At 61.0% G+C, this 25711-nt stretch carries 20 protein-coding genes; 12 read left to right on the top strand and 8 right to left on the bottom strand.

The annotated features are described in order from the left end of the window. Window positions 1-15 precede the first annotated feature (15 nt). The 3 genes from BLS60_RS04245 to BLS60_RS04235 all read right to left on the bottom strand — a co-directional run bounded on the left by BLS60_RS04245 (window position 16) and on the right by BLS60_RS04235 (window position 2754). Window positions 16-252, bottom strand: coding sequence for a glutaredoxin family protein (locus BLS60_RS04245; protein ID WP_070882859.1), 237 nt, complete (start codon window positions 250-252; stop codon window positions 16-18). A gap of 60 nt (window positions 253-312) precedes the next feature. Continuing rightward, window positions 313-1437, bottom strand: coding sequence for a DUF5610 domain-containing protein (locus BLS60_RS04240; protein WP_092364993.1), 1125 nt, complete (start codon window positions 1435-1437; stop codon window positions 313-315). Window positions 1438-1545: 108 nt separating this feature from the next. Continuing rightward, complete coding sequence (locus BLS60_RS04235; RefSeq protein WP_092364990.1) at window positions 1546-2754, bottom strand: ammonium transporter; 1209 nt, start codon at window positions 2752-2754, stop codon at window positions 1546-1548. A 367-nt stretch (window positions 2755-3121) separates the two neighbouring features. Here BLS60_RS04235 and BLS60_RS04230 point away from each other — a divergent pair, with 367 nt between their 5' ends. The 7 genes from BLS60_RS04230 to BLS60_RS04200 all read left to right on the top strand — a co-directional run bounded on the left by BLS60_RS04230 (window position 3122) and on the right by BLS60_RS04200 (window position 9824). Further along, a complete protein-coding gene (locus tag BLS60_RS04230) occupies window positions 3122-3451 on the top strand; it encodes an ElaB/YgaM/YqjD family protein (RefSeq protein WP_070882856.1) in 330 nt (109 codons plus the stop codon). A gap of 12 nt (window positions 3452-3463) precedes the next feature. After that, window positions 3464-3850: a phage holin family protein gene (locus tag BLS60_RS04225; protein ID WP_092364987.1), complete on the top strand. Its 387-nt coding sequence runs from the start codon at window positions 3464-3466 to the stop codon at window positions 3848-3850. Continuing rightward, window positions 3847-4188, top strand: coding sequence for a hypothetical protein (locus BLS60_RS04220; protein ID WP_092364983.1), 342 nt, complete (start codon window positions 3847-3849; stop codon window positions 4186-4188). Before BLS60_RS04225 ends, BLS60_RS04220 begins: the two co-directional genes overlap by 4 nt. A gap of 82 nt (window positions 4189-4270) precedes the next feature. Next, on the top strand, window positions 4271-5431 hold the full coding sequence (locus BLS60_RS04215; protein WP_092364980.1) for an EAL domain-containing protein: 1161 nt from the start codon (window positions 4271-4273) through the stop codon (window positions 5429-5431). A gap of 129 nt (window positions 5432-5560) precedes the next feature. Beyond that, window positions 5561-6892 carry a deoxyguanosinetriphosphate triphosphohydrolase gene (locus BLS60_RS04210; RefSeq protein WP_070882852.1) on the top strand — a complete coding sequence of 444 codons (1332 nt, stop codon included), beginning with the start codon at window positions 5561-5563 and terminating at the stop codon, window positions 6890-6892. A 2-nt stretch (window positions 6893-6894) separates the two neighbouring features. After that, window positions 6895-7992: an FUSC family protein gene (locus tag BLS60_RS04205; RefSeq protein ID WP_092364977.1), complete on the top strand. Its 1098-nt coding sequence runs from the start codon at window positions 6895-6897 to the stop codon at window positions 7990-7992. Window positions 7993-8108: 116 nt separating this feature from the next. Then, window positions 8109-9824, top strand: a complete 1716-nt coding sequence (locus tag BLS60_RS04200; RefSeq protein WP_143024576.1) for a cache domain-containing protein — start codon at window positions 8109-8111, stop codon at window positions 9822-9824. A gap of 17 nt (window positions 9825-9841) precedes the next feature. On the opposite strand, the gene BLS60_RS04195 is transcribed toward BLS60_RS04200, so the two are convergent. Next, the gene (locus BLS60_RS04195; RefSeq protein WP_070882849.1) at window positions 9842-10186 is read right to left on the bottom strand and encodes a YggL family protein; all 345 of its coding nucleotides are present in this window, start codon (window positions 10184-10186) and stop codon (window positions 9842-9844) included. 226 nt (window positions 10187-10412) lie between these two features. Between BLS60_RS04195 and dacB the strand changes: the two genes are divergently transcribed. Then, entirely contained in the window at window positions 10413-11891 is a 1479-nt protein-coding gene (gene dacB, locus BLS60_RS04190) for a D-alanyl-D-alanine carboxypeptidase/D-alanyl-D-alanine endopeptidase (RefSeq protein ID WP_070882848.1), read from the top strand. An 89-nt stretch (window positions 11892-11980) separates the two neighbouring features. Here dacB and rlmKL read toward each other — a convergent pair whose 3' ends face one another. Next, window positions 11981-14227, bottom strand: a complete 2247-nt coding sequence (gene rlmKL / locus BLS60_RS04185; protein WP_092364971.1) for a bifunctional 23S rRNA (guanine(2069)-N(7))-methyltransferase RlmK/23S rRNA (guanine(2445)-N(2))-methyltransferase RlmL — start codon at window positions 14225-14227, stop codon at window positions 11981-11983. Window positions 14228-14650: 423 nt separating this feature from the next. On the opposite strand from rlmKL, the gene rmf reads away from it, so the two are divergent. After that, on the top strand, window positions 14651-14866 hold the full coding sequence (gene rmf, locus BLS60_RS04180; protein ID WP_073268316.1) for a ribosome modulation factor: 216 nt from the start codon (window positions 14651-14653) through the stop codon (window positions 14864-14866). A 91-nt stretch (window positions 14867-14957) separates the two neighbouring features. Here the strand turns inward: rmf and BLS60_RS04175 are convergent, their stop codons facing one another. Continuing rightward, window positions 14958-15980: a quinone-dependent dihydroorotate dehydrogenase gene (locus tag BLS60_RS04175; RefSeq protein WP_092364968.1), complete on the bottom strand. Its 1023-nt coding sequence runs from the start codon at window positions 15978-15980 to the stop codon at window positions 14958-14960. A 113-nt stretch (window positions 15981-16093) separates the two neighbouring features. Then, window positions 16094-16315 (bottom strand): DUF2835 domain-containing protein, encoded by a 222-nt coding sequence (locus BLS60_RS04170; protein ID WP_070882845.1) that lies wholly within the window; start codon window positions 16313-16315, stop codon window positions 16094-16096. A gap of 165 nt (window positions 16316-16480) precedes the next feature. Between BLS60_RS04170 and BLS60_RS04165 the strand changes: the two genes are divergently transcribed. Both BLS60_RS04165 and BLS60_RS04160 read left to right on the top strand, forming a co-directional pair. Beyond that, on the top strand, window positions 16481-17344 hold the full coding sequence (locus BLS60_RS04165; RefSeq protein ID WP_092364965.1) for a DUF6685 family protein: 864 nt from the start codon (window positions 16481-16483) through the stop codon (window positions 17342-17344). 97 nt (window positions 17345-17441) lie between these two features. Next, complete coding sequence (locus BLS60_RS04160) at window positions 17442-18440, top strand: alpha/beta fold hydrolase (protein ID WP_244153357.1); 999 nt, start codon at window positions 17442-17444, stop codon at window positions 18438-18440. A gap of 78 nt (window positions 18441-18518) precedes the next feature. Here the strand turns inward: BLS60_RS04160 and BLS60_RS04155 are convergent, their stop codons facing one another. After that, window positions 18519-23387, bottom strand: coding sequence for an NAD-glutamate dehydrogenase (locus tag BLS60_RS04155; protein ID WP_092364959.1), 4869 nt, complete (start codon window positions 23385-23387; stop codon window positions 18519-18521). A 280-nt stretch (window positions 23388-23667) separates the two neighbouring features. On the opposite strand from BLS60_RS04155, the gene BLS60_RS04150 reads away from it, so the two are divergent. Next, window positions 23668-25551, top strand: coding sequence for a methyl-accepting chemotaxis protein (locus tag BLS60_RS04150; RefSeq protein WP_092364956.1), 1884 nt, complete (start codon window positions 23668-23670; stop codon window positions 25549-25551). Window positions 25552-25711: the final 160 nt, after the last annotated feature.

Below are 25711 nucleotides of genomic sequence, written 5' to 3'. Positions count from 1 at the left end.
TGTTCAAGCAATTGATCAGCCGAGAAAGGCGGCTACCTGCGGTGCGTCGAAGGGCCAGAGCAACTCGGCATTCGTATCGGTGCGCTTGAGCACCGGAATCAACAGCGCATAGTGCTCAAGCCACTCTTCACGGTCGGCGATGTCGACCAACTCAACCAGCAAGCCACGCTCCACGAAGGGCATCAATACCGCCTCGGCGTATTCGCACAGATGGCAACCAAGGGTGCCCAGTAATTGGCACTCAGGGAGCATGACTCATGCCTCCACGATGACAAAGGTGGCAGTCTACCACTACCACCCGAACCTGCCGCCTCACGCGTTGGCCGCACCCTCGCCTGCTTTCGGCGCCAGGGTGGAGCTCAGCAATCCTTGCAGCCCATCAAGCAAGCGACCGTTGAGTTGCTCGGCCTTTTCCAGCCGCGCAGTGTCGAAACGTTCGTCCAGAGAGAAGCCCCCTTTGAGCAGATCCTGCAGCAGTCCTTTACCGTCGCTGACCCACTCATTTGCCGTACGCATTGCGTCCAGCAAGCCCTGCGCGTAGTCGGTTAGCGCGCCGTTGACCGCACTGGCCGGCTGGCCGCCCTGGCTGGATACCGACCCATAGGTGTCGGTGGCCTGGCGTACGCTGGTCTGGGTAAGGCGCAACGACATGGAGGCCAGTTGCGAGCCATCCATTTCGAGCGACATGGCACGATCGAAAGCGCCGCCCACATCGCCAGAGTAGAAGGAGTTGGACAGGTCCTGCACCTGACTGAACAGCTTTTCCAGTGCGGCCTTCTCCTGATCATCCAGGTCACCCTCCACCTCTACCTGCCAGCCACCGATCTGCATACTGCCAGACTGGCTATTAGCGCCCTCGGTACGCGACCAAGCGGCCGATGCCTGGGCGATGGATACCCGCAAACGGTCGCCGTCACGGGTGGTGATGTCCAGTTCAAAGCTCTCCGCTACCGCCGCGAAACGATCGCTGGAGCTCGGCGTGACGCCGCTATTGCCCCCGGCTGCTGGCGCGGCGCCGTACTGTTTGTCGAGCCCGGCGAAACCCTGCTGGATACGCTGGAAGGTATCGTCGATGTCAGTGGCGACCTTGCCTTGTAGCAAGCCCATGCCGTCGAGAATCTTGCGGGCTTCACCGAAGCCCTTCTCTACACCTGAACGCGCCTGATCCAACAGCTTTTGCAACTTCTCGGGGTCGGCGCCGCCGGCAGCTTCGCTCTTCAGTCGCTGTTCGATGAAACCGAGCACGCGATCCGCCACCTTCTCCGGCGAAAAGTCATCCTGCTTGGCCGTCAGCGAGCCCGCTGGCAAACCGAGGCGTTCAGCAAGCCGGTTGGACAACGCGACCTGAGCATCAGCCGCGTTGCGGATGGGGGTCTGAGAACCGATCTGAGGAGAACGGCCTGTTGTTGCGGTCGACAGCGGAAGGGAAACAGTCATGGCAAGTCACCGAAACGGAGCATGTGCAAGGTTGACGGCAGCTTCCGGTAAAAGTTTAGGGCCGCCCGACAGACAATCGATCAAGGGGCGGTCCTTTTCGCAACAACCTCAGTCCTGACTGACCGCACCGATCTTATGGATCGACAGATCGGCGCCGTAATATTCCTGCTCTTGACTCAAGCGGATGCCGACGACCAACTTGAGCACGCCATACACCAGGAAACCGCCGACCAATGCCACCACCACGCCCAAGGCGCTGCCAAGCAGTTGACTGACCAGGCTGACACCGCCCAGGCCGCCCCACAGAGTCTGGCCGAAGATGCCGCAGGCGACGCCGCCCCAGACACCGCACAGCCCGTGCAGCGGCCAGACACCCAGCACGTCGTCGATCTTCCACTTGACCTGGGTCGCGGTAAACGCCCAGACGAACAGTGCGCCAGCGATCGCCCCGGTGACCAGCGCACCCACTGGGTGCATGAGATCTGAACCCGCGCAGATGGCCACCAACCCGGCCAGCGGTCCGTTGTGCAGGAAGCCAGGGTCATTGCGCCCGACAATCAACGCAGCCAGGGTGCCACCGACCATGGCCATCAGCGTGTTCACCGCTACCAGGCCACTGATGCTGCCCAGCGTCTGCGCGCTCATCACGTTGAAGCCGAACCAGCCGATGATCAGAATCCAAGAACCCAGCGCCAGAAAAGGAATGCTCGATGGTGCCATGGCAACCAGTCGGCCATCTCGATAACGGCCATCGCGGCGGCCGAGCAGGAGCACTGCGGTGAAGGCCAGCCAGCCGCCAACACCATGCACCACCACAGAACCGGCAAAATCATGGAACGGCGCACCGAACTGCGCTTCCAGCCAGCCCTGCAAGCCGAAGTTGCCGTTCCAGATCATGCCCTCGAAGAACGGATAGACGAATGCGACGATCAGTGCCGTGGCACAAAGCTGAGGGCCGAACCGCGCGCGCTCGGCGATACCCCCGGAAATGATGGCCGGAATGGCCGCGGCGAACGTCAGCAGGAAAAAGAACTTCACCAAGGCGTAGCCGTTGCCTGCGACCAGCACACTGGCTGGATGCAGGAAGGTGACGCCGTAGGCGATCCAGTAGCCGACGAAGAAATACGCCATGGCAGAAATGGCGAAATCGGAGAGTATTTTCGACAGCGCATTGACCTGATTCTTTTGCCGCACCGTGCCCACTTCGAGAAACGCGAAACCAGCGTGCATGGCTAGGACCATGATCGCGCCGATAAGGATGAACAAGGTGTTGGAACCGTGAATCAGGGTTTGCACGGCACTGTTGAGATTTTCCATCGAGGCAGAGGCTCCAAAAAAAGGCACCAGAAAAGATCACAGCCACGCCAGTGAGCACCATTAGGAGGCGTCACCGCACATCACAATCCGCCAGCTCGCTATACCGGGCGCCGATTTGGTGCCTGGCATTTTTCACCAATTGCTAGTTATCCGTTCTTTATCAATAGGTTATAAGCGCACCAGCATGTAGCCCGGCTTTCAGCCAAAGCACCACAACCATGCATGGCCTGGGTGACCGAACCCTGCAAATGCAATCCTTATGCCTCTATGCCCTGCCCTGTTTCGACCGATTCGCAGATAGAGTGAACCTGCCAATCCACTGCCACTCGAACCCTTACACCGCATCACACTTAAAGGAGAACGATCTATGGCCCGCCCACTTCCATCGCGTCCGGCTACACCTGCCAATAAAGAAGAGCTGCTAGAAGAGTTCCAAGCCTTGGTGCGCGACACCGAAACACTGCTGCAGCATTCGGCCAGCCTGGTCGGCGACCAAGCCGAAGAACTGCGTGCGCAGATCCGAGAAAGCCTGGGTCGTGCGCGCTCCACGCTGAAAAACACTGAAGAGTCCGTTGTACTGCGCGGCAAGGCCGCGGTCGGCGCGACCGAAGACTATGTACAGACGCATCCGTGGCAAACCATCGGCATCGCCGCTGGCATCGGTATACTGGTCGGCATGCTCATTAGCCGACGTTGATCAGGACAGCACATGGATGACAGCCAGACAGCAGCACCTCCCAGCCGTGGCCCTTCGCCGCGGCGCCTGGCCGGTGCCCTGCTCGGGCTGGTTCATGGCCATGTGGCCCTCTTCAGCGAAGAGATCCGGGAACAGCAGGCGCGCACGGTCGCCCTGCTGATTCTCACCGGCCTGTGCGTGCTGTTCGGGCTGTTATTGATCGTCGGCCTGTCTGCCGCGTTGCTGATCCTGTTCTGGGACAGCTACCGCTTCTGGGTAATCTCACTGCTCTGCCTCTTCTATGCACTGGGTTTGCTGGGCTGCGCTGCTAGCCTCGTTCAGCGCATGCGCACTGCCCCTGCGCCTTTCAGCGCCAGCCTCGAAGAGCTTGCCCGTGACAGGGAGCAACTGCTGCCATGAGCCGTGCCAACGCCAAGGCGTCTACCCAGCAATTGCGCAAAACCATGCTGCGCCTGCGCCTGGAAATGCATCGTCAGGAGATTCGTCACGAAACCATGGTCATCCTGCAGCCCCTGCAGAAAGCCAAGGACTTCGGCAATCACTGGCGTGACGAACTCAAAGGCAGCAATGCGCCACTATGGATCACCGGCGGGGCATTCGCGTTGACGCTGTTGGGGATGCGCGGCGGTCAGTGGCGGCGCTGGTTGCGTATCGCCCTTGAGACCTTTCCTAATTTGCGCAAACGAGCTGCAGCTGCGCAGAGCGAAAAACCGGAAAAAGCGTCCGACTCGGCCTGACTGGCTACATTCTTGCTAGCGGTAATGGTTTGCAGCCGGGTGCGCCCGGCCTCTACCGTTCTCTTTACTAAGGATGTGTTCGGTGCTCGACGGTCAACCGCTCGCCGTCTTCCAACCTTTCATCGATACGGCCACGGGCCAGATAGCCGGTGTTGAAGCACTCGCCCGCGTGCGTGATGCGCAGGGTCGGCTGCACTCCGCTGGCCCGCTGTTCGCTAACCCCAAAACGCCTCCTGCCGCGCTGCGCCGACTTGATCGGGACGTTCGCGGGCAAGCGTTGATGCGCTTTCATGAAGCGCCAGCGCAATGGTTCCTAAGTCTGAATATCTCGCCGCGCTGGATCAGCCGGCTGCGCCCGGAGCAGCCATTGCCAAGCCTCAAACAGCTTGAGCGCAGCGGCATCGACCCGCGGCGAATAGTGTTCGAGATCACTGAACTGGGCGGCGCCAGCCAGCGCCTGCCCGGCGTAGTCGCTCGCTACCGCGAAGCAGGGGCGCGCATCGCCATTGATGATTTCGGCGCCGGTTACTCGCAGCTCGACCGGGTTCTGGCGCTCCAACCCGACATCCTCAAGTTGGACATGCGCCTGTTTCAGGAGGCAGCCCGTGGCGGGCCGAGTGGCGAGGTAGTCAAAGCACTTGCCATGATGGCCGAGAAAACCGGTTGCTGGATCATCGCTGAAGGCGTTGAAACCCGTGCGGAGCTGGATTTCGCTCTCGAATGCGGCGCCCGCTATGTACAGGGCTACCTGTTTGCCCAGCCAGAGCGCGAATTCTTTCATAACGACGCCTTCCTGAAGCGCTTCGCCAGCCTGCGCGATCAATATGTGCAGCAGAAGCTGGCCGAGCGTGCCCGCCTGATGGTCCTGCGCAAGCAGCTTGCCGAGCTGTTCGCACAGCTCAAGACCCACCTCGAAAGCGCCACGCCGACGGCGTTGGCGCCGCCAACCGCGTACCCATGGCTGTTGCGCCTGTATCAATGTGATCGCCACGGCACGCAAATCACCCCCAATCTGGAATGGCGTGACGGCATCTGGCAGACCGACAGCCGCTACCTGGGCCACAACTGGTCGTGGCGGCCGTATTTCTACCAAGTGCTCGCCGAGGGCTGGGAAGAACGCCGCCTGATCCTTTCCAGCACTTACCGCGACGCTACGAGTAACCAGTATTGCCTGACTGCCGGACAATTCATCGACAACGGTGCCCGTCTGTTGCTGGTCGATATCGACGCCCGTGGACTTTAGTGGATGTGGCCTTGCAGTTGCTTCAGCGAACAGGGAAGCTAACGGGCAATTCGCATATGCGCTGCCGCTGGCAACGCACGCACCTGACCGACGACGGCTGAGCCATCGTCCCCGGCAAAGGAAGCACGCTTGGACTGGCAAACCCTGCTCACCCGTGAACGTCTAGGCAAACCGTCGCCCAGCGCCGATGAACTGGGCCGCAGCCCGTTTCACAAGGATCATGATCGGATCATCTTTTCCGGCGCGTTCCGCCGTCTGGGCCGTAAAACCCAGGTGCATCCCGTATCCAGCAACGACCACATCCACACGCGCCTGACCCACTCTCTGGAAGTGAGCTGCGTCGGCCGTTCCCTGGGCATGCGCGTCGGCGAGATTTTGCGCAGCGATCTGCCGGCCTGGTGCGAGCCGAGCGACCTGGGCATGGTGGTGCAATCGTCCTGCCTGGCCCACGACATCGGCAACCCGCCATTCGGCCATTCCGGTGAGGACGCTATCCGCCACTGGTTCCAACAGGCGGCCGGTCGTGGCTGGCTGGATGCCATGAGCGAAGCCGAACGCGGCGACTTCCTCAGTTTCGAAGGCAATGCCCAAGGCTTCCGCGTACTTACCCAGCTCGAGTACCACCAGTTCGATGGCGGCACACGGCTGACCTACGCGACCCTCGGCGCTTACCTCAAGTACCCCTGGACGTCCCGCCACGCCGAGGCTTTGGGCTACAAGAAGCACAAGTTCGGCTGTTACCAGAGCGAGCTGCCGCTGCTCGAGCAGATCGCCAGCAAGCTAGGTCTGCCACAACTCGAAGAACAGCGCTGGGCTCGGCACCCGCTGGTCTACCTGATGGAAGCGGCAGATGACATCTGCTACGGCCTGATCGACCTGGAAGACGGCCTGGAAATGGAGTTGCTCGACTACGCCGAAGTGGAGTCATTGCTGCTCGATTTGGTGGGTGATGACTTGCCTGAAACCTATCGCCAGCTGGGCCCCAACGACTCGCGCCGACGCAAGCTGGCGATCCTGCGCGGCAAGGCCATCGAGCACCTGACCAATTCGGCGGCTCACGCCTTCGTCGAGCAGCAAACGGCACTGCTCGCCGGCACCCTGGAAGGTGATCTGGTCGAACACATGCATGGCCCTGCCAAGCATTGTGTACAAGCCGCCAAGGGACTGGCCCGAGAGAAGATCTTTCAGGACAAACGCAAGACCCTCCATGAGATTGGCGCCTACACCACTCTGGAAATTCTTCTCAACGCCTTTTGTGGCGCAGCCCTGGAACAACATGGTGGCGGCGCCCTGTCGTTCAAGAACCGTCGTATCCTCGACCTGCTCGGTCATAACGCGCCTGATCCGCAGTGGCCGCTGTACCGCTCCTTCATGCGCATGATCGATTTCATCGCCGGCATGACCGACAGCTACGCCACCGAAATGGCGCGCGAAATGACCGGTCGCTCGAGCCCGGTTTGACCATGCGCAAGGTGCTTCGACAGCTGTTCAGCTGGCACGCCGGGCCGCCAGCCTGGGGCCCGGCTGTGGTAGCGGGCCTGGGCTGTGCTCTGCCTTTGCTGTTGGGACTGTTTAGCGCGCACCCGGGTTTTCTATGGGCTTCGGTCGGCGCCTTCCAGGCGGCCCAGGCCAACCCGCTGCACCGCTTCGGCATGCTGCGCATGCTCCTGCTCACCGCACTTGGCGCTTGCAGCGCGGGCCTGGGCTTCTGGTCGGCGACCCACCCGCTGATCAGCCTGGGGTTGTTCGCCAGCTTCGGCCTGCTGCTGGCCTGGCTGCAGCGCTACGGCACCGAAGCCGGCAAGTTGGGTATCGGCCTCACGGTGTGTCTGTGCCTCGGCCAAGGCCAATACGGCAGCAGCGCATTGAACAACCCCTATGCGATCGCCATGCTGTTCATTCTTGGCGGATTGTGGGTGATGCTTCTGGCATTTGGCCTGCGCGGTGTTCACGGCCTGCGCATGTGGCCCTACATGCCGCGCGTGGTGAGCCTGCTCAAGGTATTGCGCCGGCATGCACGCCGACAGTCACGTCAGCAATGGTGGCTGTATGCGCTGGGCTGCACACTCGCTGTTTCGCTGGCCGGCCTGATCGTCAACCTGGCGCATCTGCAAAGGGGCTACTGGCTGACGCTCGCGGTCGTCACCACCCTGCAAATGGAATTCAGAGGCAGCCTGGTGCGCGCACTGCAGGCGAGCATGGCCAGCCTCAGCGCCGCCGGGCTGCTGATCCTGTTTGGCAATAGCCTACAGAGCCCACCGCTGATGGTGGCCATCATGCTGCCGCTGATCACCCTCAGTCGCGCACTGCAAGCCCATAACTATGGCCTGTTCGTACTACAGACCACCGTCTGCTTCGTGCTGCTCGCCGAGAGCCTGGCCAAGGACTGGCATCTGCCACAGGTACGCCTGTTCAACGTCACCCTCGGAATTCTCCTGACCCTGTTCATCGCCCTGCTGATGCATGGGCTGCGGCAGTGGCTGGGCAACCGCGCAGCAGCAAAACAGCGAACCGTGCGCAACAATGACAACGTATCGTCGCCCAAGTCGACAGAGCTGTAAACGCTTGACTATGCTGGCCTTTGACTGGCGCAAACAGGGAGCGACGCGCGATGCCAAGCAGCTTTCGCCGCAGAGAACGCAGGTTTCCTCTGCACGTTCATATCAGCGTGCTGTTCATGCTGATGCTGCTGCTTGCCGGCGGCGTACTGGGAATATTCAACTATCGCCAGACCACTGCGATCATCTTTTCCAGTAGCGCCACCTTGTTCGAGCGCATTCAGGAGGAGGTGCAGCAGGACATCAGTGCCACCTACCAGCCGATTGATCATTTGCTCGGCGTGCTGGCGTTCGTAGAAGGTACGCGCGGCAGCGACCTGCAGACCCGGCTTCCCCTGCTAGCACCCTTCGCTCGGGCGCTGCGCGACAACCCCAAGCTGGCCTCTTTATATGTCGGTTACCAGAACGGCGACTTCTTCATGGTGCGCGCCCTGCGCAATTCATCCCTGCAGCGCCAATTCCAGGCACCACCCAGTGCTTCGCTGCAGATCTGGTCAATAGAGCTGGCAGGCGCCAACCCGGCAGGCGAATACCTGTTTTTCGATGAAGCGCTCAACCTGCTGGAACGTCGTTCGCTGCACGACCATGCTTATGATCCACGGATGCGCGAGTGGTACGTCCGTGCCAGCATCCAGCCGGGCATTGCCACCACGACGCCCTATGTATTTTTTTCCTCTGGCGCAATCGGCACCACACTGGCTAACGCCGTCGGCGAGCAGGCGGTAATCGCCGCCGATCTCACCCTTGAAGACCTTTCCAACACACTGATCAAGCACAAAGTCACGCCCGGCAGCGAGGTCGTACTGTTCGATGCCAGAGGCCTGGCGGTCGCCTACCCTGACAGCCAGCGCTTGCTGACCACAGGCGCTGAGCCCAGGCTGAAACCGGCAACCGAACTGCTGCCTGAACTGGCCGAGGCGCTTGAAGAACTGACGCCGGGTCTCAACCAACAAGGCATCGAAACGCTGAACAAACGTCGCTGGGTAGTTTCTCGCCACCACCTCAGGGAAGGTAGCCCTGACGGCCTGTACCTGGCCCTGCTGGTGCCGGAGGACGAATTGCTCGCCGATGCGTACCGGATTCGCTGGCAAGGCGCACTGATCACGCTCACTACCTTGCTGCTGTGCCTGCCCATCGCCTGGCTCGTGTCACGCTGCATCACCCGACCGCTTGCGGGGCTGCAAGAACAGACCGAAGCGACCGGGCGTTTTGATTTCGCCGCGGGCGGTGGCTTGCGCTCCTCGGTGCTAGAAGTCGACTGGCTCGCCCAGTCCATGACCCAAACGAATCGCGCCCTCGCCCGCTACCAGGCGATCATCGCCGAGCTGGGTCACCAACCGAGCACCCAGGCACTGCTGAACTGGATCGCCCAACAAACCCTGCAGGCGGTCGAGGCTCAGGCAGCTATCGTCTACTTGCGCGATGACGGTTACCTGGCACCCGATACGCTGCAGTTCGAACCAGCTAACCACAAATTGCGCAGTCGCGACCTGAACAAGCACCTGCTGGACAGCCCAGACATACCGGCATGGCTGCGCCAGGCGCTGGTGACAGGACGCGCATCGATTTCATTAGGGTTCGACAAGGCGGGAGATTTTCAGCCGCTGCTCAGCGAGCTCGGCGCGCCGCGAGTAAATCTGCTGGCGATCGCCCTGAATGACCGGCGCGGGGAACTGCTCGGCATGTGGGTGCTGCTTCAGCGCGAAGATGCACTGGATGGCGACGCAGGTATCCGCAGCGAACAGTGCGTGGCATTCAGCGAGGCCGTTGCGGCTATTGCCGCGCGGCATCTGGAGAGTCGTCAGGAAGCGACTCGACATGAAAAGGGCCTCTGACGAGGCCCTTGCTTGGATCAGGAAGCCGAGTTGATCTCGTTTTCCGGATACCAAACGTCGATCAGCGGGCTGATGGTGAAATCCACCAGCTCCGAGCGGCCCTTGAGCCAGGCTTCGACCGCAGCGCGCTGTTCTTCGCTGACCGAGCCACGCTTGGACAGGCATACCAGACCATAGTCGTCACCGCCGACGTAGCCCAGACCATTGGCAGTCATGGCGTCGCTCAGGAACGCATCGAGGAAGGCATCGACGGCTTCGTCGCTCAGGTCTTCCTTGAAGTTCAGGTTCAGCTCGAAACCCAGCTCCTGAAATTCGTCTACACAGAGTTTCTTGCGCAGACGACGGGAACGATTGGTAGCCATGGGTAAAAATCCTTGCAGAGTGATAACGCGCGGCACTCTACCAGCTTAGCGGCCGCGATGCCCGTCAGCCGACGAAAAATAGGCGCGACGACAACTGGCGCAACGTGAGTTGTCTCGCCGCCTCCGTCAACCATCACAGGCATAAAAAAGCCACAATCGAGGCCCTGACCGCCTGGCCGTCGGGCATAATGCGTCGCATTGTCCCGAACTGCCGTGGGAGCCCGTGATGCGATTTTCTGTAGTACCTGCCGTACGGAGGCTGCGCATTCTGCGCCCTCTGGCCCTCGCCTGCCTTGTATTGCCGGTGGCCCTTCCCGCCCTTGCGGCGCCCAGCACCACGTTGCCCGAAAGCGTGGCCAAAAGCCTCAAGACCAACAAGATCGGTCAGCAGTCGTTGTCGGTGGTTACCTTGCCGCTGACCGGCCCTGGCAATGGCACAGTGTTCAATGCCGATGTCTCGGTGAACCCGGCCTCGACCATGAAACTGCTGACCACCTTTGCAGCGCTCGAGCTGCTTGGCCCGACGTACCAGTGGAAGACCGAGTTCTATACCGACGGCCAACTCAAGGACGGCGTGCTCAACGGCAATCTTTACCTCAAGGGCGGCGGCGACCCCAAGCTGAACATGGAAAAGCTGTGGCTGCTGCTGCGCGACCTGCGCGCCAATGGTGTACGTCAGGTGACCGGCGATCTGGTGCTCGACCGCAGTTATTTCGCGCAGCCGGATCTGCCCGCCTTCAATGACGACGGCGGCGATGCCAACAAGCCATACCTTGTCACACCGGATTCGCTGCTGGTCAACCTCAAGGCGCTGCGTTTCATTGCCCGCGCCGAGGACGGCAAGGTCACCGTTGCTGCCGAACCACCGCTGGCGGGCCTGACTCTGGATAATCAGGTTAAGGTGCTCAAGGCCGGCAAGTGCCCCGCCTGGCCCGATGTACGCTACAACCCGGTCAAGGAATTCGACGGTACCCGCGTGATCGTCACGGGTCAGTTGACCGATGGCTGTAGCGCCCAAACCTATCTGTCGCTGCTCGATCATCCCGGTTACGCCGCGGGTGCCGTACGGGCGATCTTCCAGGAACTGGGCGGCAACATCATGGGCGGCAATCGCCAGGCCGAAGTGCCAAAGAGTGCGAGCCTGCTGGCGCGCGCTTTTTCGCCCGATCTGGTAGAGATCATCCGCGACATCAACAAATACAGTAACAACACCATGGCCCGCCAGTTGTTCCTCAGCATTGGTGCACAGAACCGTACTACAGCCGATGTCGATGATGCTCACGCCGCACAGCGGGTGATCCGTGCTTGGCTGGCCCGCAAGGGCATTACCGCGCCACAGCTGGTGATGGAGAACGGTTCCGGCCTGTCCCGCGCCGAACGGCTGAGCGCCCGAGAAATGGGCCGTATTCTCGAGGCGGCCTGGAAGAGCCCCTATTCCGCGGAGTTCATCAGCTCCATGCCGATCGTTGCGCTGGACGGCACCATGCGCAAACGCCTGCGCAACACGCCGATGGCCGGCCAGGCGCACATCAAGACCGGCACCTTGAACAATGTGCGTGCAATCGCCGGGTTCAGTCGCGACAACAACGGCAACAGCTGGGCGGTTGTGGCGATTCTCAACGACCCGAAACCCTGGGGCGCCTCGGTGATTCTCGACCAGGTATTGCTCGACCTCTACAAGCAGCCGAAAGCTGCTGCCAGGTAAAGACCGAGGTCGCCTGAGCCGAGCGCAGCGACACCTAGGAAATTGCCCTGGGTATCGCTGCGCAGGCTACGGTTACCTGCGTTGCGGCGTTACTTGGCCATCAGCTTCCAGGCGCGGTGAATCTTGGCGTTGCGCGCAAAATCTGGATCCAGCGTCGAGGCAGTGATCTCTTCCACCTGGTAACGCGACGGCAGTTGCTCGTCGAGCAGGAACTTGAGGAAGTTGTTGGAGAAGTACAGCACGCCGCCCGGCGCCAGACGCGCCATGGCCAGATCCAGCAACTGGACATGGTCACGCTGCACGTCGAACACGCCTTCCATGCGCTTGGAGTTGGAGAAGGTCGGCGGGTCGATGAAGATCAGCTCGTACTCGCCCCGATCATCAGCCAACCAATTCATCACATCCCCCTGCTCCAGACGGTTCTTGTCGGAGAAACCATTGAGCGACAGGTTGCGCCGCGCCCAATCCAGGTAGGTTTTCGACAGATCGACACTGGTCGTACTGCGGGCGCCGCCTTTAGCTGCGTGCACACTGGCCGTAGCGGTGTAGCAGAACAGGTTGAGGAAGCGCTTACCCGCCGCCTCCTTCTGGATGCGCAGGCGCAACGGACGATGATCGAGGAACAGGCCGGTGTCCAGATAGTCGGTCAGGTTGACCAGCAGTTTGATGCCGCCCTCCTTCACTTCCATGAACTGGCCCTGTGCGGCCTGGCGCTGGTACTGCTTGGTGCCGCTCTGACGTTCGCGACGCTTGATCACCACCTTGCTCTTGTCGATGCCCAATGCCTGGGGAATTGCCGCCAGCGCATCGAACAGGCGTGCCTGGGCCTTTTCCGGATCGATGGAGCGTGGTGCGGCGTATTCCTGCACGTGCACCCAGTCGTGGTAAAGATCCACAGCCAGCGCGTACTCAGGCATGTCGGCATCGTACAGGCGGTAACAGTCGACGCCTTCACGGCGCGCCCATTTGCCGAGTTGCTTGAGGTTCTTCTGTAACCGGTTGGCGAACATCTGCCCGCCTTCGCTGAGGCGCGCCTGCTCGACAGGAGCCGGGGCCGACTTGATCGGATTACCGTTGCGATTGAGCTGCGGCGCCTCGACCTGCAGTTCGCTCTGCTCGCGCTCGCGCTCACGCTGCTCGGGGGTGCGACGCTCACCGGTAACGAACTGCTCGGGCTGTACCTTGATCAGCAACAGCTTGCACGGCAAGGCACCGTTCCAAAACGCGTACTGCTTGTGGCTGCGAATGCCCATGCGCTTGCCCAGGTCAGGCGCACCGGTAAATACCGCTGCCTCCCAGCCCATGCAAGCCTGACGCAGGCGCTCGCCAAGGTTCTGGTAGAGGTACAAGAGGCTCGCCTCGTCGCCAAGGCGCTCGCCGTAAGGCGGGTTGCTGATCACCAGACCTTTCTGGTTCTGGTCGGGGCGTGGTTCAAAGGTGGCGACTTCGCCCTGATAGACCTTGATCCAGTCGCTCAACCCGGCACGGTCGATGTTGTTGCGAGCGGGCTGGATCAGGCGCGGGTCGGCTTCATAGCCGCGAATCCACAACGGCGGCTTGGCCAGACCGGCAGCCGCGCGCTCTTCGGCTTCGGCCCGCAGGCGATTCCAGGTGGCCGGCACGTGGCCGAGCCAGTTGCTGAAGCCCCATTGTTCACGCGTCAGGTTCGGCGCGATGTCGGCGGCGATCATCGCTGCCTCCACCAGGAAGGTGCCCACACCGCACATGGGGTCAGCCAGCGCGCCGCCCTCGGCAGCGATGCGCTGCCAACCGGCGCGGATCAGCACAGCAGCGGCGAGGTTTTCCTTGAGTGGCGCGGCGCCCTGCTGCAGGCGATAACCACGCTGGTGAAGGCTGTGGCCAGACAGGTCCAGCGACAGGATCGCCTCACCGCGATCCAGGCGCAGGTGCACCCGCATATCAGGATTGAGCTTGTCTACCGAGGGACGGGTACCGTCGGCCTGACGCAACTTATCGACGATGGCGTCCTTGACCTTCAATGCACCGAAATGTGTGTTGTCGATGCCCGAGCCGTTGCCACTGAACTCCACCGCCAGGCTGCCACTCGGCTCGAGGTGCTCGAACCAATCGACATTGAGCACGCCCTCGTAGAGCGTCTCGGCATCACGCACTGGAAAGCGCGCCAGTACCAGCAGCACCCGGTTGGCCAGGCGCGACCACAGACACAGGCGATACGCCGTTTCCATGCTTGCCAGGCCGCGAATGGCCGAAGTGTGCTCACGGGCCTGCAGCAGGCCAAGAGCGGTGGCTTCCTCGAGGAGCAGCCCCTCCAGACCTTTGGGGCAGGTGAGGAAGAGTTCGTTATCGTCCGACATCATAAATCCAGTGCCAAGAAGGCAGTAGTGGGCTGGCCTTCAACAGGCACAACCAAAATAAGTGACAAAAAGTCGCAAAGCGACCCTTCGTCGGAATAAATAGCCGCTGCAATCGATTGCCATTCCCGATGGCACAACACCAGCAAACGTCACGCCAAGCCAGTGATTGCGCGCCTGTCGCTCTCCACCTGTCCAGGGCCGCAGCGGACCTTATGGCTTAGCCCTTAAAAAGGTTACGTCCTTATGACAAATCGATCATTCACATGGGTACATGCATTGGTTAGAAATCACCCCAGGCCTTCGTTGCAATGACGAAGGCACAGGAGGCTCGCGACGCCGGCAGCGGACTCCACGGCAGAACCTTCTGCCTGACCTCCCAGAGGTCTACGGGACATAACAGTCAACAAGTGAGGGCAACACCCTATGAGAAGACTTAAGCGTGATCCGTTAGAAAAAGCTTTTTTGCGCGGCTATCAGTACGGTATTAGTGGCAAATCCCGCGAGCTGTGTCCTTTCACTCTTCCGTCCGTGCGTCAGGCCTGGCTCAATGGCTGGCGTGAAGGCCGCGGTGACAACTGGGACGGTTTAACCGGCACTGCCGGCATCCATCGACTTAACGAACTTCGCGCTGTCGGCTAACGCAAGGACCTACCGACTTCACCAAGCACGCTCCATCCGAGCGGCGGGCGCAAGCCCAGGGGCTCCCTGAGGGAGCCCTTTTTATATCCCCTTAACGGCGCGCTGCGGCAATCGCATCCACAGCTTCGCGAATCAGCGCCGGTCCCTTGTAGATGAACCCGGAGTAGATCTGCACCAAGCTAGCCCCTGCGGCAATCTTGTCGGCAGCATGACGACCTTCGGTGATACCGCCAGCAGCGATGATTGGCAGGCGTCCACCCAGCTCAGCCGCCAGCACACTTACCGTGTGCGTGCTCTTGTCACGTACCGGCGCGCCTGACAGGCCCCCGGCCTCGTTGGCGAACGGCAGATTCTCGACGCCCTCACGGCTCAATGTGGTGTTAGTGGCAATTACCGCATCCATGCCGCTTTCCAGCAGCGCAGCAGCGACCTGCACGGTTTCCTCATCGGTCATGTCCGGCGCGATCTTGATGGCCAGTGGCACGCGGCGGCCATGAGTCATGGTCAACTCGTTCTGCCGCACATGCAGGGCATCCAGCAATTGCTTGAGCGAATCGCCGAACTGCAGGCTGCGCAGCCCTGGCGTGTTCGGCGAGCTGACGTTGACGGTCACGTAGCTGGCATGGGCATAGACCTTGTCGAGACAGATCAGGTAATCATCTACCGCCCGCTCGACCGGCGTATCGACATTCTTGCCGATGTTGATGCCCAGCACACCACGGTATTTAGCAGCCTGCACCCGAGCCAGGAGATGATCGACGCCCTGGTTGTTGAAGCCCATGCGATTGATGATCGCCTCGGCTTCCGGCAAGCGAAACAGCCGCGGTTTCGGGTTGCCGGGTTGCGGACGCGGCGTCACGGTACCGATTTCGACAAAACCGAAACCCAGCCCGGCGAACCCATCGATGGCATCACCATTCTTGTCGAGGCCAGCCGCCAGACCTACCGGGTTGGCGAACTGCAAGCCCATCACCGTCACTGGCAAGCTACTGGGCGCCTTGCACAAACGCTCGGCAAGCCCCAGACGGCCGGCAGCGCCGATCAAATCGATGGACAGCTCATGGGATGTTTCCGGGGACAGTTTGAACAGCAGCTCGCGGGCCAGGTTATACATGGGCAGGCTTAGCTCGTTGGTGGCGAAATCGGAAGGCGCGAATTATAGCCGTCCAGGCGCCCTCCTAGCGAGGCTTAGCAGGGCGTAACACCGCTAAGCCCATAAGCCATCTCTCAGGGCAGGCGACGCAGGCCGAGCAGCTCGCCTTCGGCACTGAACTGCAGCTCAAAGGAACCGTAAAGACCTTCATGAGTCAGAAAAGACCGAAAGTGATGCGCCGGAATGCTCACGCGACGGCCATCGCGGCTGAGCGCCTGAATGCGGTTGGCACGTCCCTGATAGAGAACCCGCAGACGCTCGGCAGACAGTGCGATATCCAGAACCAGACTGGCCATGGAGGCCCCCGTGCAATTAGATGAACAGATTCTGCCACAGTGTCGCCTGGGTGCACCGGCAAGATTCGCCGTTGCTCCGCAGGGCTCGAACGCTCTCCCGCCAGGTGCAAGACGCGGCCAGCTCTGCCACACTCGCACAGGCATAAATGAAGTCCGCGAGTTGCCATGAGTCTGCCTGAACAGCCCAGCCCATTCTCCTCACGTCTCACCGCTCTCGCACAGCGTGTGGGCTTGCTGGGCCGTGGCTGCAAGCCGATTTTCGAGCGTGCCAGCCAGCTGCATCTGCCATTTGCCGCGATCCCCTCCTTCACCGACAACATCTGCTGGCTCGGCGGCCCTCCTCTGCAGCGCCTTATGGACCTGCCACGCGGCGCATTGTCCGGCCCGGTGCAGGAAGACAAAGCTGAAGCACGTGCTGCCCTGCTCGGCTTGATCGAGGCCGAACGAGAGCAGGTCGACGCGCTTGACCTGCGCCACGTCGACAGCCTGGTGCATTGCGATGAGCGCCACGCCAGCCTTGAGGATTACGCGGCCAGCGATGCCTGCCGGAAGATCCGCATCATCAGCTACAGGGATTTTCTGAAAACCCTGAGCCAGTCGCTGCCCAACTTTCCCGACGCACGCCTCGATCTGTATCAGGCGCAGTGGCGCGGCGAGCGGCTTTTCTGGGCCGGAGAGCTGCACCCGCAAGCCTTTGCCAGCGCGGTGGCTTATGCGCGCCTGCGCGGTCTGGAAATCAGCCTGCCGGCGGAAATCACTCGCTATCGCATCAGCTCCACCGGGCTAGGTGAGCTTGAACAGCATTACCACGCGCTGGCGATGCCCAGCGAAGCCTGGAGCGATGCCCTGTTCATGCAGCTGTTGATGGAGCATCACGTGCCGTATGCGCGCTTGAGCCTGCTGCGCACGCCGGGTGCTCCCGAATTCCTGTTGCTGCCCAAGCAGTCACCACAAGCCTCGGCGCTGGGGGAAGGCCTGCGCCAGGCCGGAGCCCCGGACATGCTGGACTACGTACGCCAACTGGCCTGAAGACCGCTACACAGACAGGTTTTGTAAAGACTTGGCAGAGACGCCCATGGTGCAGCGCTGTCAGTCTTTGCTCTACCAACCGTCTGGAGATTTTCCCGTGCGCATTGCCCTTGCCACTTTGCTGATTGCTGGCACGCTGCCCGCTCTTGCTGCCGAAACCCCGAGCTACGGCCCTGAATTGCAGGGTTTCGATTACCCGCACGAAATCAAACGCTTCAACTTCGACTCCCAAGGCAGCTCACTGCAGATGGCCTACATGGACGTGCAGCCGGAAAAAGCCAATGGCCGAACGGTCGTACTGATGCACGGCAAGAATTTCTGCGGTGCGACTTGGGAAGGCAGCATCAAGGCGCTGACTCAGGCTGGCTATCGGGTCGTGGTGCCGGACCAGGTAGGCTTCTGCAAATCCAGCAAACCCGCCCATTACCAGTACAGCTTCCAGCAGCTGGCGAGTAACACCAACGCCCTGCTCGAGCAATTGGACATCGACAAGGTGACGGTCATGGGCCATTCCATGGGTGGCATGCTCGCCACGCGCTACGCACTGCTCTACCCCGATCAGGTGGAACAGCTGGCAATGGTCAATCCCATCGGCCTGGAAGACTGGAAAACCCTGGGCGTGCCCTATCTGAGCGTGGATCAATGGTATCAGCGCGAACTGAAAACCAGTGCTGAAGCCAGCCGCAACTACCAGAAGAACACCTATTACGCAGGTGAGTGGCGTGCCGAGTTCGACCGCTGGGTTGATATGCAGGCCGGTATGTTCAAGGGGCCGGGCAAGGAAATCGTCGCCTGGAATTCGGCGTTGACCTACGACATGGTTTACACCCAGCCGGTGGTCTACGAGTTCGCCAACCTTAAAATGCCGGTGCTGTTATTGATCGGCGAGAAGGACAACACGGCCATCGGCAAAGACGCCGCGCCGGAAGCCATGCGCAGCAAATTAGGCAACTACAAGGCACTGGGTCCGGCAACCGCGCAGCGTATTCCCGATGCGACCCTAGTGACCTTTGCCGACCTCGGCCACTCGCCGCAGATCCAGCAACCCGAGCGTTTTCACAAAGCCTTGCTCGAGGGCTTGCAGCTCAAGCGGTGAACTGACGACGCAACTGTGCAGCAAAAAAAACGCCCCGAACCAGTCGGGGCGTTTTCATTCCTGGGGCGCCTTAAACGATCAGCTTGGCAGGACCGGGAGCTGGCTTTGCGCCAGGTCGCTCAGTTCACGATTGGCCACGGCATACATGGCGTAATCGCTTCCGCTGGCCGAACGTAGCTCGGCGAGCATGGCTTTCCAACGCTCGACCAGGCGACGGTTCTGCTCCAGCCAGGCCTCCATGCGCTCCTCGACCGACTCCGGGCCGCCCGGCAATTGCAGGACGGCAACGGTAATCGCGCGCTGCTGAGCATCCAGGTCATCACGGAACGCCTCGCGGGCCAACGCCTGCCAGTTGCTCTCGACACTCAGGCTGCTGATCTGCTGCAAGTACCAAGACAGATCCAGCGCATCCGCCACCGCGAAGTAGGCGGAAGCCACTTCCGTTGGCTCGCGCCCGGTGAGGTCCGCCGATTCGATGATGGGCAGCAGCGTGTACAGGTGACCGGTACCCGCTACCACGCGTGACAGCAGCTCCGGAACCCCAGCCTCGACGTAAGTCTGATAGCGCGCCATCCATTGATCGCGAGCCGGCCCTTCGAGCAGTTCGTCCAGGCGCATAGCCAGCGCCTTGACGCGCGGCCCAAGGTGGGCGACATCACGAGCAGCATCCATGTCGTTGCGGCGGCTGCGCAGGTACCAGCGCGTAGCACGACGCCCCAGGCGCATCAGCTCGTCCATCATGGTCAGCTGCAGATCTGCTGGAACCTGGTTATCCAGGGCCTCGATCTGACGCCACCAGAACGGCAGGTGGAACACATCACGCACCACCACATAGGCGCCGGCCACCTGCGCCGAACCCACACCGGTGGACTCCTTGAGACGCTGAACAAAGGTGATACCCATGTGATTGATCAGGTCGTTGGCAATCTGCGTGCTGACGATTTCGCGCTTGAGGCGGTGCCGGCGCATCGCCTCACCGTACTGTTGCGCCAGGCGGGCCGGGAAGGCGGTTTCCATCTCGCGGGCAAGGTACTCATCATCCGGAATATCGGATTTGATCAGTGACTCCTGCAGCTCGATCTTGCTGTAGGAAATCAGCACCGACAGCTCCGGACGGGTCAGCCCCTGCCCCTTGGTCGCGCGCTCATTGAGTTCCTCCTCGGTGGGCAGGAACTCCAGCGCGCGATCGAGCTTGCCCGAAGCTTCCAGAGCCGCCATCAGACGCTTGTATTCACCCTGGCGCTCGCGGGCACGGCGCTCGGCCAGCGACAGTGCCTGAGTCTGCTTGTAGTTATTGCCCAGCACCAGGCTGCCGACATCCTCGGTCATCTCGGCCAGCAGCGTGTTGCGCTGTTTGCCGGTCATGTCGCCCGCTGTGACGATCTCATTGAGCAAGATCTTGATGTTCACCTCGTGGTCGGAGCAATCCACACCACCGGCGTTGTCGATGAAGTCGGTGTTGCTGGCGCCGCCGTTGAGGCCGAACTCGACACGGCCTAGCTGGGTCATGCCCAGGTTGCCGCCCTCACCCACCACCTTGGCGCGCAACTCGCGGCCGTCGACACGCAGCACGTCGTTGGCCTTGTCGCCCACGTCCGCGTGGGTTTCGCGGCTGGATTTGACGTAGGTGCCGATACCACCGTTCCAGATCAGATCCACCGGTGCCTTGAGCAAGGCGTTGAGCAATTCGTTCGGCGCCAGCTTGTCGGCCTGGATGTCGAAGCGAGCTTTCATTTCCGGGCTGATGGCGATGCTCTTGGCACTGCGCAGGAAGATGCCGCCGCCCTGGGAAATCAGCGACGTGTCGTAATCGGCCCAGCTCGACCGTGGCAGGTCGAACAGTCGTTTGCGCTCGACGAAGCTGCGCGCCGCATCCGGGTTCGGGTCGATGAAGATATGCAGGTGGTTGAACGCAGCGACCATCTGCAGCGACTCGGACAGCAACAGGCCGTTGCCGAACACGTCGCCAGCCATGTCGCCAATGCCGATCACCGTGGTCAGGTCTTTCTGCACATCGACGTTACGTTCGCGGAAATGTCGCTGCACGGACACCCACGCACCCTTGGCGGTGATACCCATGCCCTTGTGGTCATAGCCTGCCGAGCCACCCGAGGCGAACGCGTCACCCAGCCAGAAGCCGTATTCGATAGCAATGCCGTTGGCAATGTCCGAGAACGTGGCGGTGCCTTTGTCAGCAGCAACGACCAGGTAAGGATCATCCGCATCATGGCGAACCACGTTGGCGGGCGGCGCGACCTCGCCTTCCTTGAGGTTGTCGGTGATGTCGAGCAGCCCGCTGATAAAGATCCGGTAGCAGGCGATGGCCTCGGCCTGGATCTCGTCGCGGCCGCCACCAAGCGGCAGCCGACGCGGTACGAAACCGCCCTTGGCACCGACCGGCACGATGACCGCATTCTTGACCTGCTGTGCTTTGACCAGGCCGAGCACTTCGGTACGGAAGTCCTCTTCGCGGTCGGACCAGCGCAGACCACCACGCGCGACGTTGCCGAAGCGCAGATGCACGCCTTCCACGCGTGGCGAATAGACGAAGATTTCGAATTTCGGCACCGGTCGTGGCAGGTCGGTAATCGCGCTCGGGTTGAACTTGAAGCTGAAGTAATTCTTCGCCTCGCTCTGAGCATCCGGCTGATAGAAGTTGGTGCGCAGAGTGGCTTTGATCAAGTCCAGGTAGCGACGCAGGATGCGGTCTTCGTTGAGCACCGCGACATTGTCCAGCGCACCGAGAATGGCCTGCTCGAGCTTGTTCTGCTTGTCGGCCAGATCGTCGGCAGTGAGCTTGCGCGCCAGATAGAAGCGCGTCTTGAACAGGCGCACCAGCTCACGGGCAATGTCGGCGTGATTGAGCAACGTGTTGGCGATGTAGCCGAGATCGAAGCCCAAGCGAATCTGCTTCAGGTAACGGGCATACGCACGCAGCAAAGCAACGTCGCGCCATGGCAGGCCGGCAGTGAGTACCAAACGGTTGAACGCATCGTTTTCGGCATCGCCGCGCACGATGTGCACGAAGGCGTCCTGCAATGTGTCGTTGAGTTGCTGGATATCCAGCTTGAGACCTTCGGCGTAAGTGAACGCGAAGTCGTGAATCCAGAATTCGCGGCCACTCTGGTGCTGCAGGCGATAAGGGAATTCGCCCAGCACGCGCAAGCCAAGGTTCTCCAGGATCGGCAGTACATCGGACAGCGCCAGTGGCGTGTCGGCGTGGTACAGCTTGCAATGCAACTGGCGCTCGCCCGGCACCAGCGGCTGGTAGAAGCTGAGCACCAGCGGGCGCTCATCGTTCAGGCTACGCAGGTGCTGCATGTCGACCACAGCCGAATGCGCAGGGAAACGCTCGCGGTAACCGGCCGGGAAATTTTTCGGGAAATCGGTGAGTACGCGGCTGCCCTTGGCTTCGCCGAAGTTCTCCACCACCAGCGAGGCGTAGTCATCGGTCCAGGAGCGACAGGCCTGAATGACCTCGCGCTCGAGTTGCTGCGTGTCGATGGCCAGCTTGTTTTTCGGGTCGACGCGCAAGATGAACTGCACGCGCGCCAGCACCGACTCGGAGAAATAGGTCCAGAATTCGCAGTCACTGGCCTGCAGGCGATCGACCAGCACCTGCTGGATACGCAGGCGAGTTTCGGTGGAATAGATGTCACGCGGTACATACGCGAGCGCATAGACAAAGCGCCCATAGGGGTCGAAGCGCAGGAACACGCGCACCTTGTTGCGTTCCTGGATCTGCACGATCGACAGCGCGGTGCTGGCCAGCTCGTCCACCGGCGTCTGGAACAGGTCGTCGCGTGGCAATACTTCGAGAACCTTGACCAGCTCCTTGCTCAGGTGACCCTGGGAAATGAACCCGGAGCGCTGCTCCACCTCGGCAACCTTGCGACGAATATAAGGAATCTCGCGCACGCTTTCGCTGTAGGACGTAGAGGTGTAAATGCCCAGGAAGCGGCATTCCTTGACTACCTTGCCGTCGCCGTCGATTTCACGGATGGAGACGAAATCCGGGTAAGCCGGGCGATGCACACGGCTCGGCTGCGCGGCCTTGGCAAACGACAGCAGGCTGGGCTCGCGCATGTAGGCCAGCGCGTAAGGCTGGATGTGCAGATCTTCCTTGCTCAAGCCGCTGCGCAGGCGTTTCGAGAGGCCCAGCAGCGAGCCTTCGTCATATTGCAGATAGCCACCGTCATCGGCCTCGTGAACGGTGAACTCTTCGTAGCCCAGGAAGGTGAAATGATCATCCTGCAGCCAATCGAGAAACACCTTGATCTCGTCCAGTTCGGCAGTGTCGGTCTGGCCACGGCCAAACGAGCCATCACCCAGCTTGGTCAGCAGTTCCTGGGCTTTCGCCTTCATCGGGATGAAATCGGCGACGCTCAGACGCACCTCTTCCAGCACATCGAGCAGGGTTTTCTGTAGCGACTTGATCTCGGTGTTGCTGGCGCAGCGATTGATTTCCAGGAACATCAGCGATTCGCGGCTCACGCCTTCGCCGATGGTGCCTTTGGGCAGCAAGTCGATCAGCGCGCCCTGAGCGTCACGGCGAACACTGAGCACGCTGTTCTGCAGGGTATGGATGCTGTAACCGCGGCGCTTGAGTTCGATACGCACGGAGTCGACCAGGAACGGAATGTCCGGGTGCAGCACTTCGATGCCGGTGTGCGTGCTTTGCCAGCCGTGCTTTTCATAATCGGGGTTGAATACACGCACCTGGGGCTGGGCGGGATCGAACGTGGCCAGCAGGCGCCAGGCGGAAAGGGTGCTGCCAACCAGATCGGAGAGGCGCCGCTGCGTCAGCTCCTCAAGGGCGATAATGCCGAAGAACTGTTCAGCGAACAGGGCCACTTTGGGCAGATCCTGCTCACTGACATGCTGCGCCAGGGCCGCTTGCAGTTGATTCTGAAAGTCGGCTTTGCTGGCCGCGGTGAAGAACGCCATGTTTATGCTCCGTCTATGGGCTTGGTATCTGCGATTCATGTTTCCATGCGTAGTTCAACCTTAGACCGGCTCCCCTCAAACGCTACCTGCATTGCGCAATGACTCCCCGGTCACAGGTGCCGCTGAGCTTAACGAGGCAACGGTTACAAGCGCTTGCGGTGCGGCGACATTTTCGTTCACGGGCCTCGCAACTCAGCAGACGTCATACAACCGCTTGCAACGTAGTGGCACAACGCCTAAAGTCTGGCGTCAATAAAAATAATGCCACTGGATCCCTCCCATGCCGCTCTTCCTGTCCTGGAAGCAGAAGTTTCGTCTGCTTATTCTCGTTACCCTGACCAGCCTGGCGCTGCTCACCGCAGCCTCGTTCTGGGCTAGCCAGCGGCTGAACTCCTCATTGCAAGCCAGGGAGGATGCAGCGGCCTATGTCAACGCCAGCACAACGCTGATGAATCAGTGGTGGCGCAGCAACGCGCTACGCCAGCAGCTGACGCCCGACAACCAGGCTGCCTTCGCCGCTGGCCTGGATGAACTGCAGACGCTTGTCGACAGGCTGCCAGCGCAGGCCGAGACGCTCGGCGATGCCAATACCCTGAAACATGCCCGGCAAATCCAGGCCGTGCTGCAGCAGGAAGTCGCCCAACAGCGTCGTTTGCTCAACCTCAAGCAAACGCTAGGCCTCACGCCTTTCGAAGGACAGCGCAAAGCATTGAGTGAAAAAAGCAAAGCGCTCGAGGCGATCAGCTTCGACATGATCAAAGCCTCAGTCACCGGCGCGTTGAGCAGCCAACGCGACTACCTGGCCACCTCCGACCCTGTGTACGCGGAGATGACCCATGCGGCCATCAACAAGCTGCAAGCGCAGATCGATGACCTTGAATGGCGAGATACGCCTGTCGGCAAGACCGTGTCCCTGTTCAACAAGACCTTTGGCGAAACCCAGAGCAGCATCGAGCAACTGAGTGCCACCAACACCCAACTGAACGAACTGGGTGAGCAACTGCAGGCGCGCATCGAAGCGCAAACCCAGGACCTGCAGAACGGCTTGCTGCTGCAACGCACTCAGGAAGCCAAACAAGCGCGCGTGTCATCGCTCTGGTTGATGGGGCTGAGCTTCGCCGCAGTCGCCGCCCTGCTCTCGCTGACCCTGTTGCAGGCTTCACGCACGTTGGTCAAGCGCCTGGAGAACGTTACGCAATTGCTCAGCCAGGTTGCCTCCGGCGACCTCACCCGCAGTCTGCCGGTCGGCGCAAACAGCAAGGATGAGTTCAATCAACTGGCGTCTGCTGCCAACAGCATGATCCACGGTATCGGTCGCATCGTCGCTCAGGTGATGGAAGCCAATCGCGAGCTCAATCGCCTGCATGGTCACCTGGATGACTCCATGCGCCAGCTCGGTGATAACAGCACGCAGGTGGAAATGCAGACCGAGCAGGCAGCAGCAGCCTCGCAGCAGATCAGCGCCACGCTCAACGACATGGCGCAGCGCACCGCCGAAGTTGGCAATGCCACCCACAGCGCTTACGACGCAGCGCGCAATGGCGGCAACGTGATCAATGCCAGCGCCGAGAGCATGAACCAGCTGGCGCAACTGATTCAGAACACCCATGCCCAGGTCACCGCCCTCACCCAGTCCAGCGGCAAGGTCACCAGCATCATCGGCGTGATCAACGGCCTGGCCGACCAGACCAACCTGCTCGCCCTCAACGCCGCCATCGAGGCGGCGCGGGCCGGTGAGGCTGGGCGTGGTTTCTCGGTGGTGGCGGATGAAGTTCGCTCGCTGGCGCAGAAAACCATGTCGGCAACTACCGATATCGCCGCCATCGTCAACGAACTCAGGCAGCAGACGCAGCAGATGGATCAACTGATGACCAGCGGCCTGAGCCTGGCGGAAGCGGGCCAGCGCAGCTCCGGTGAAGTGGCCAGTGCCATCGAAGGCATCACCGACTCCATGGAGCAGCTCAACGCGCAGATGAGCCAGGTGGTGGTGGCCATCGAGCAGGTTTCCTGCAGCACGGAAGAAATCGCCACCAAGGTCGAGGACATCAACCTGCACACTGGCAAGACCAAGACCCTGCGCCTGGGCCTGGACGAGCACACCCAGGGCCTGTCGCGCCAGGTGCAAGCCCTCAACCAGAGCGCCAATCAGTTCCGTATCGCCTGAACCCGAGCACTACCCGCAGCAGCGTGAACCGATCCACGCTTGCTGCGCTATCAAGCCCTGATATGCGCAGTCTGTCATGGGCTACATGGCTTAATGCCCCTGGCTTCGATTATCATGGTCGGCCCTGACGAGCGGGGTCGTCGCTCGCGATTTCCATCCT

It is taken from the genome of Phytopseudomonas seleniipraecipitans, from assembly GCF_900102335.1.
Classification (GTDB): domain Bacteria; phylum Pseudomonadota; class Gammaproteobacteria; order Pseudomonadales; family Pseudomonadaceae; genus Aquipseudomonas; species Aquipseudomonas seleniipraecipitans.
Note: the sequence above shows the minus strand (reverse complement) of the source record. Positions and strands in the feature narration are given on the sequence as shown.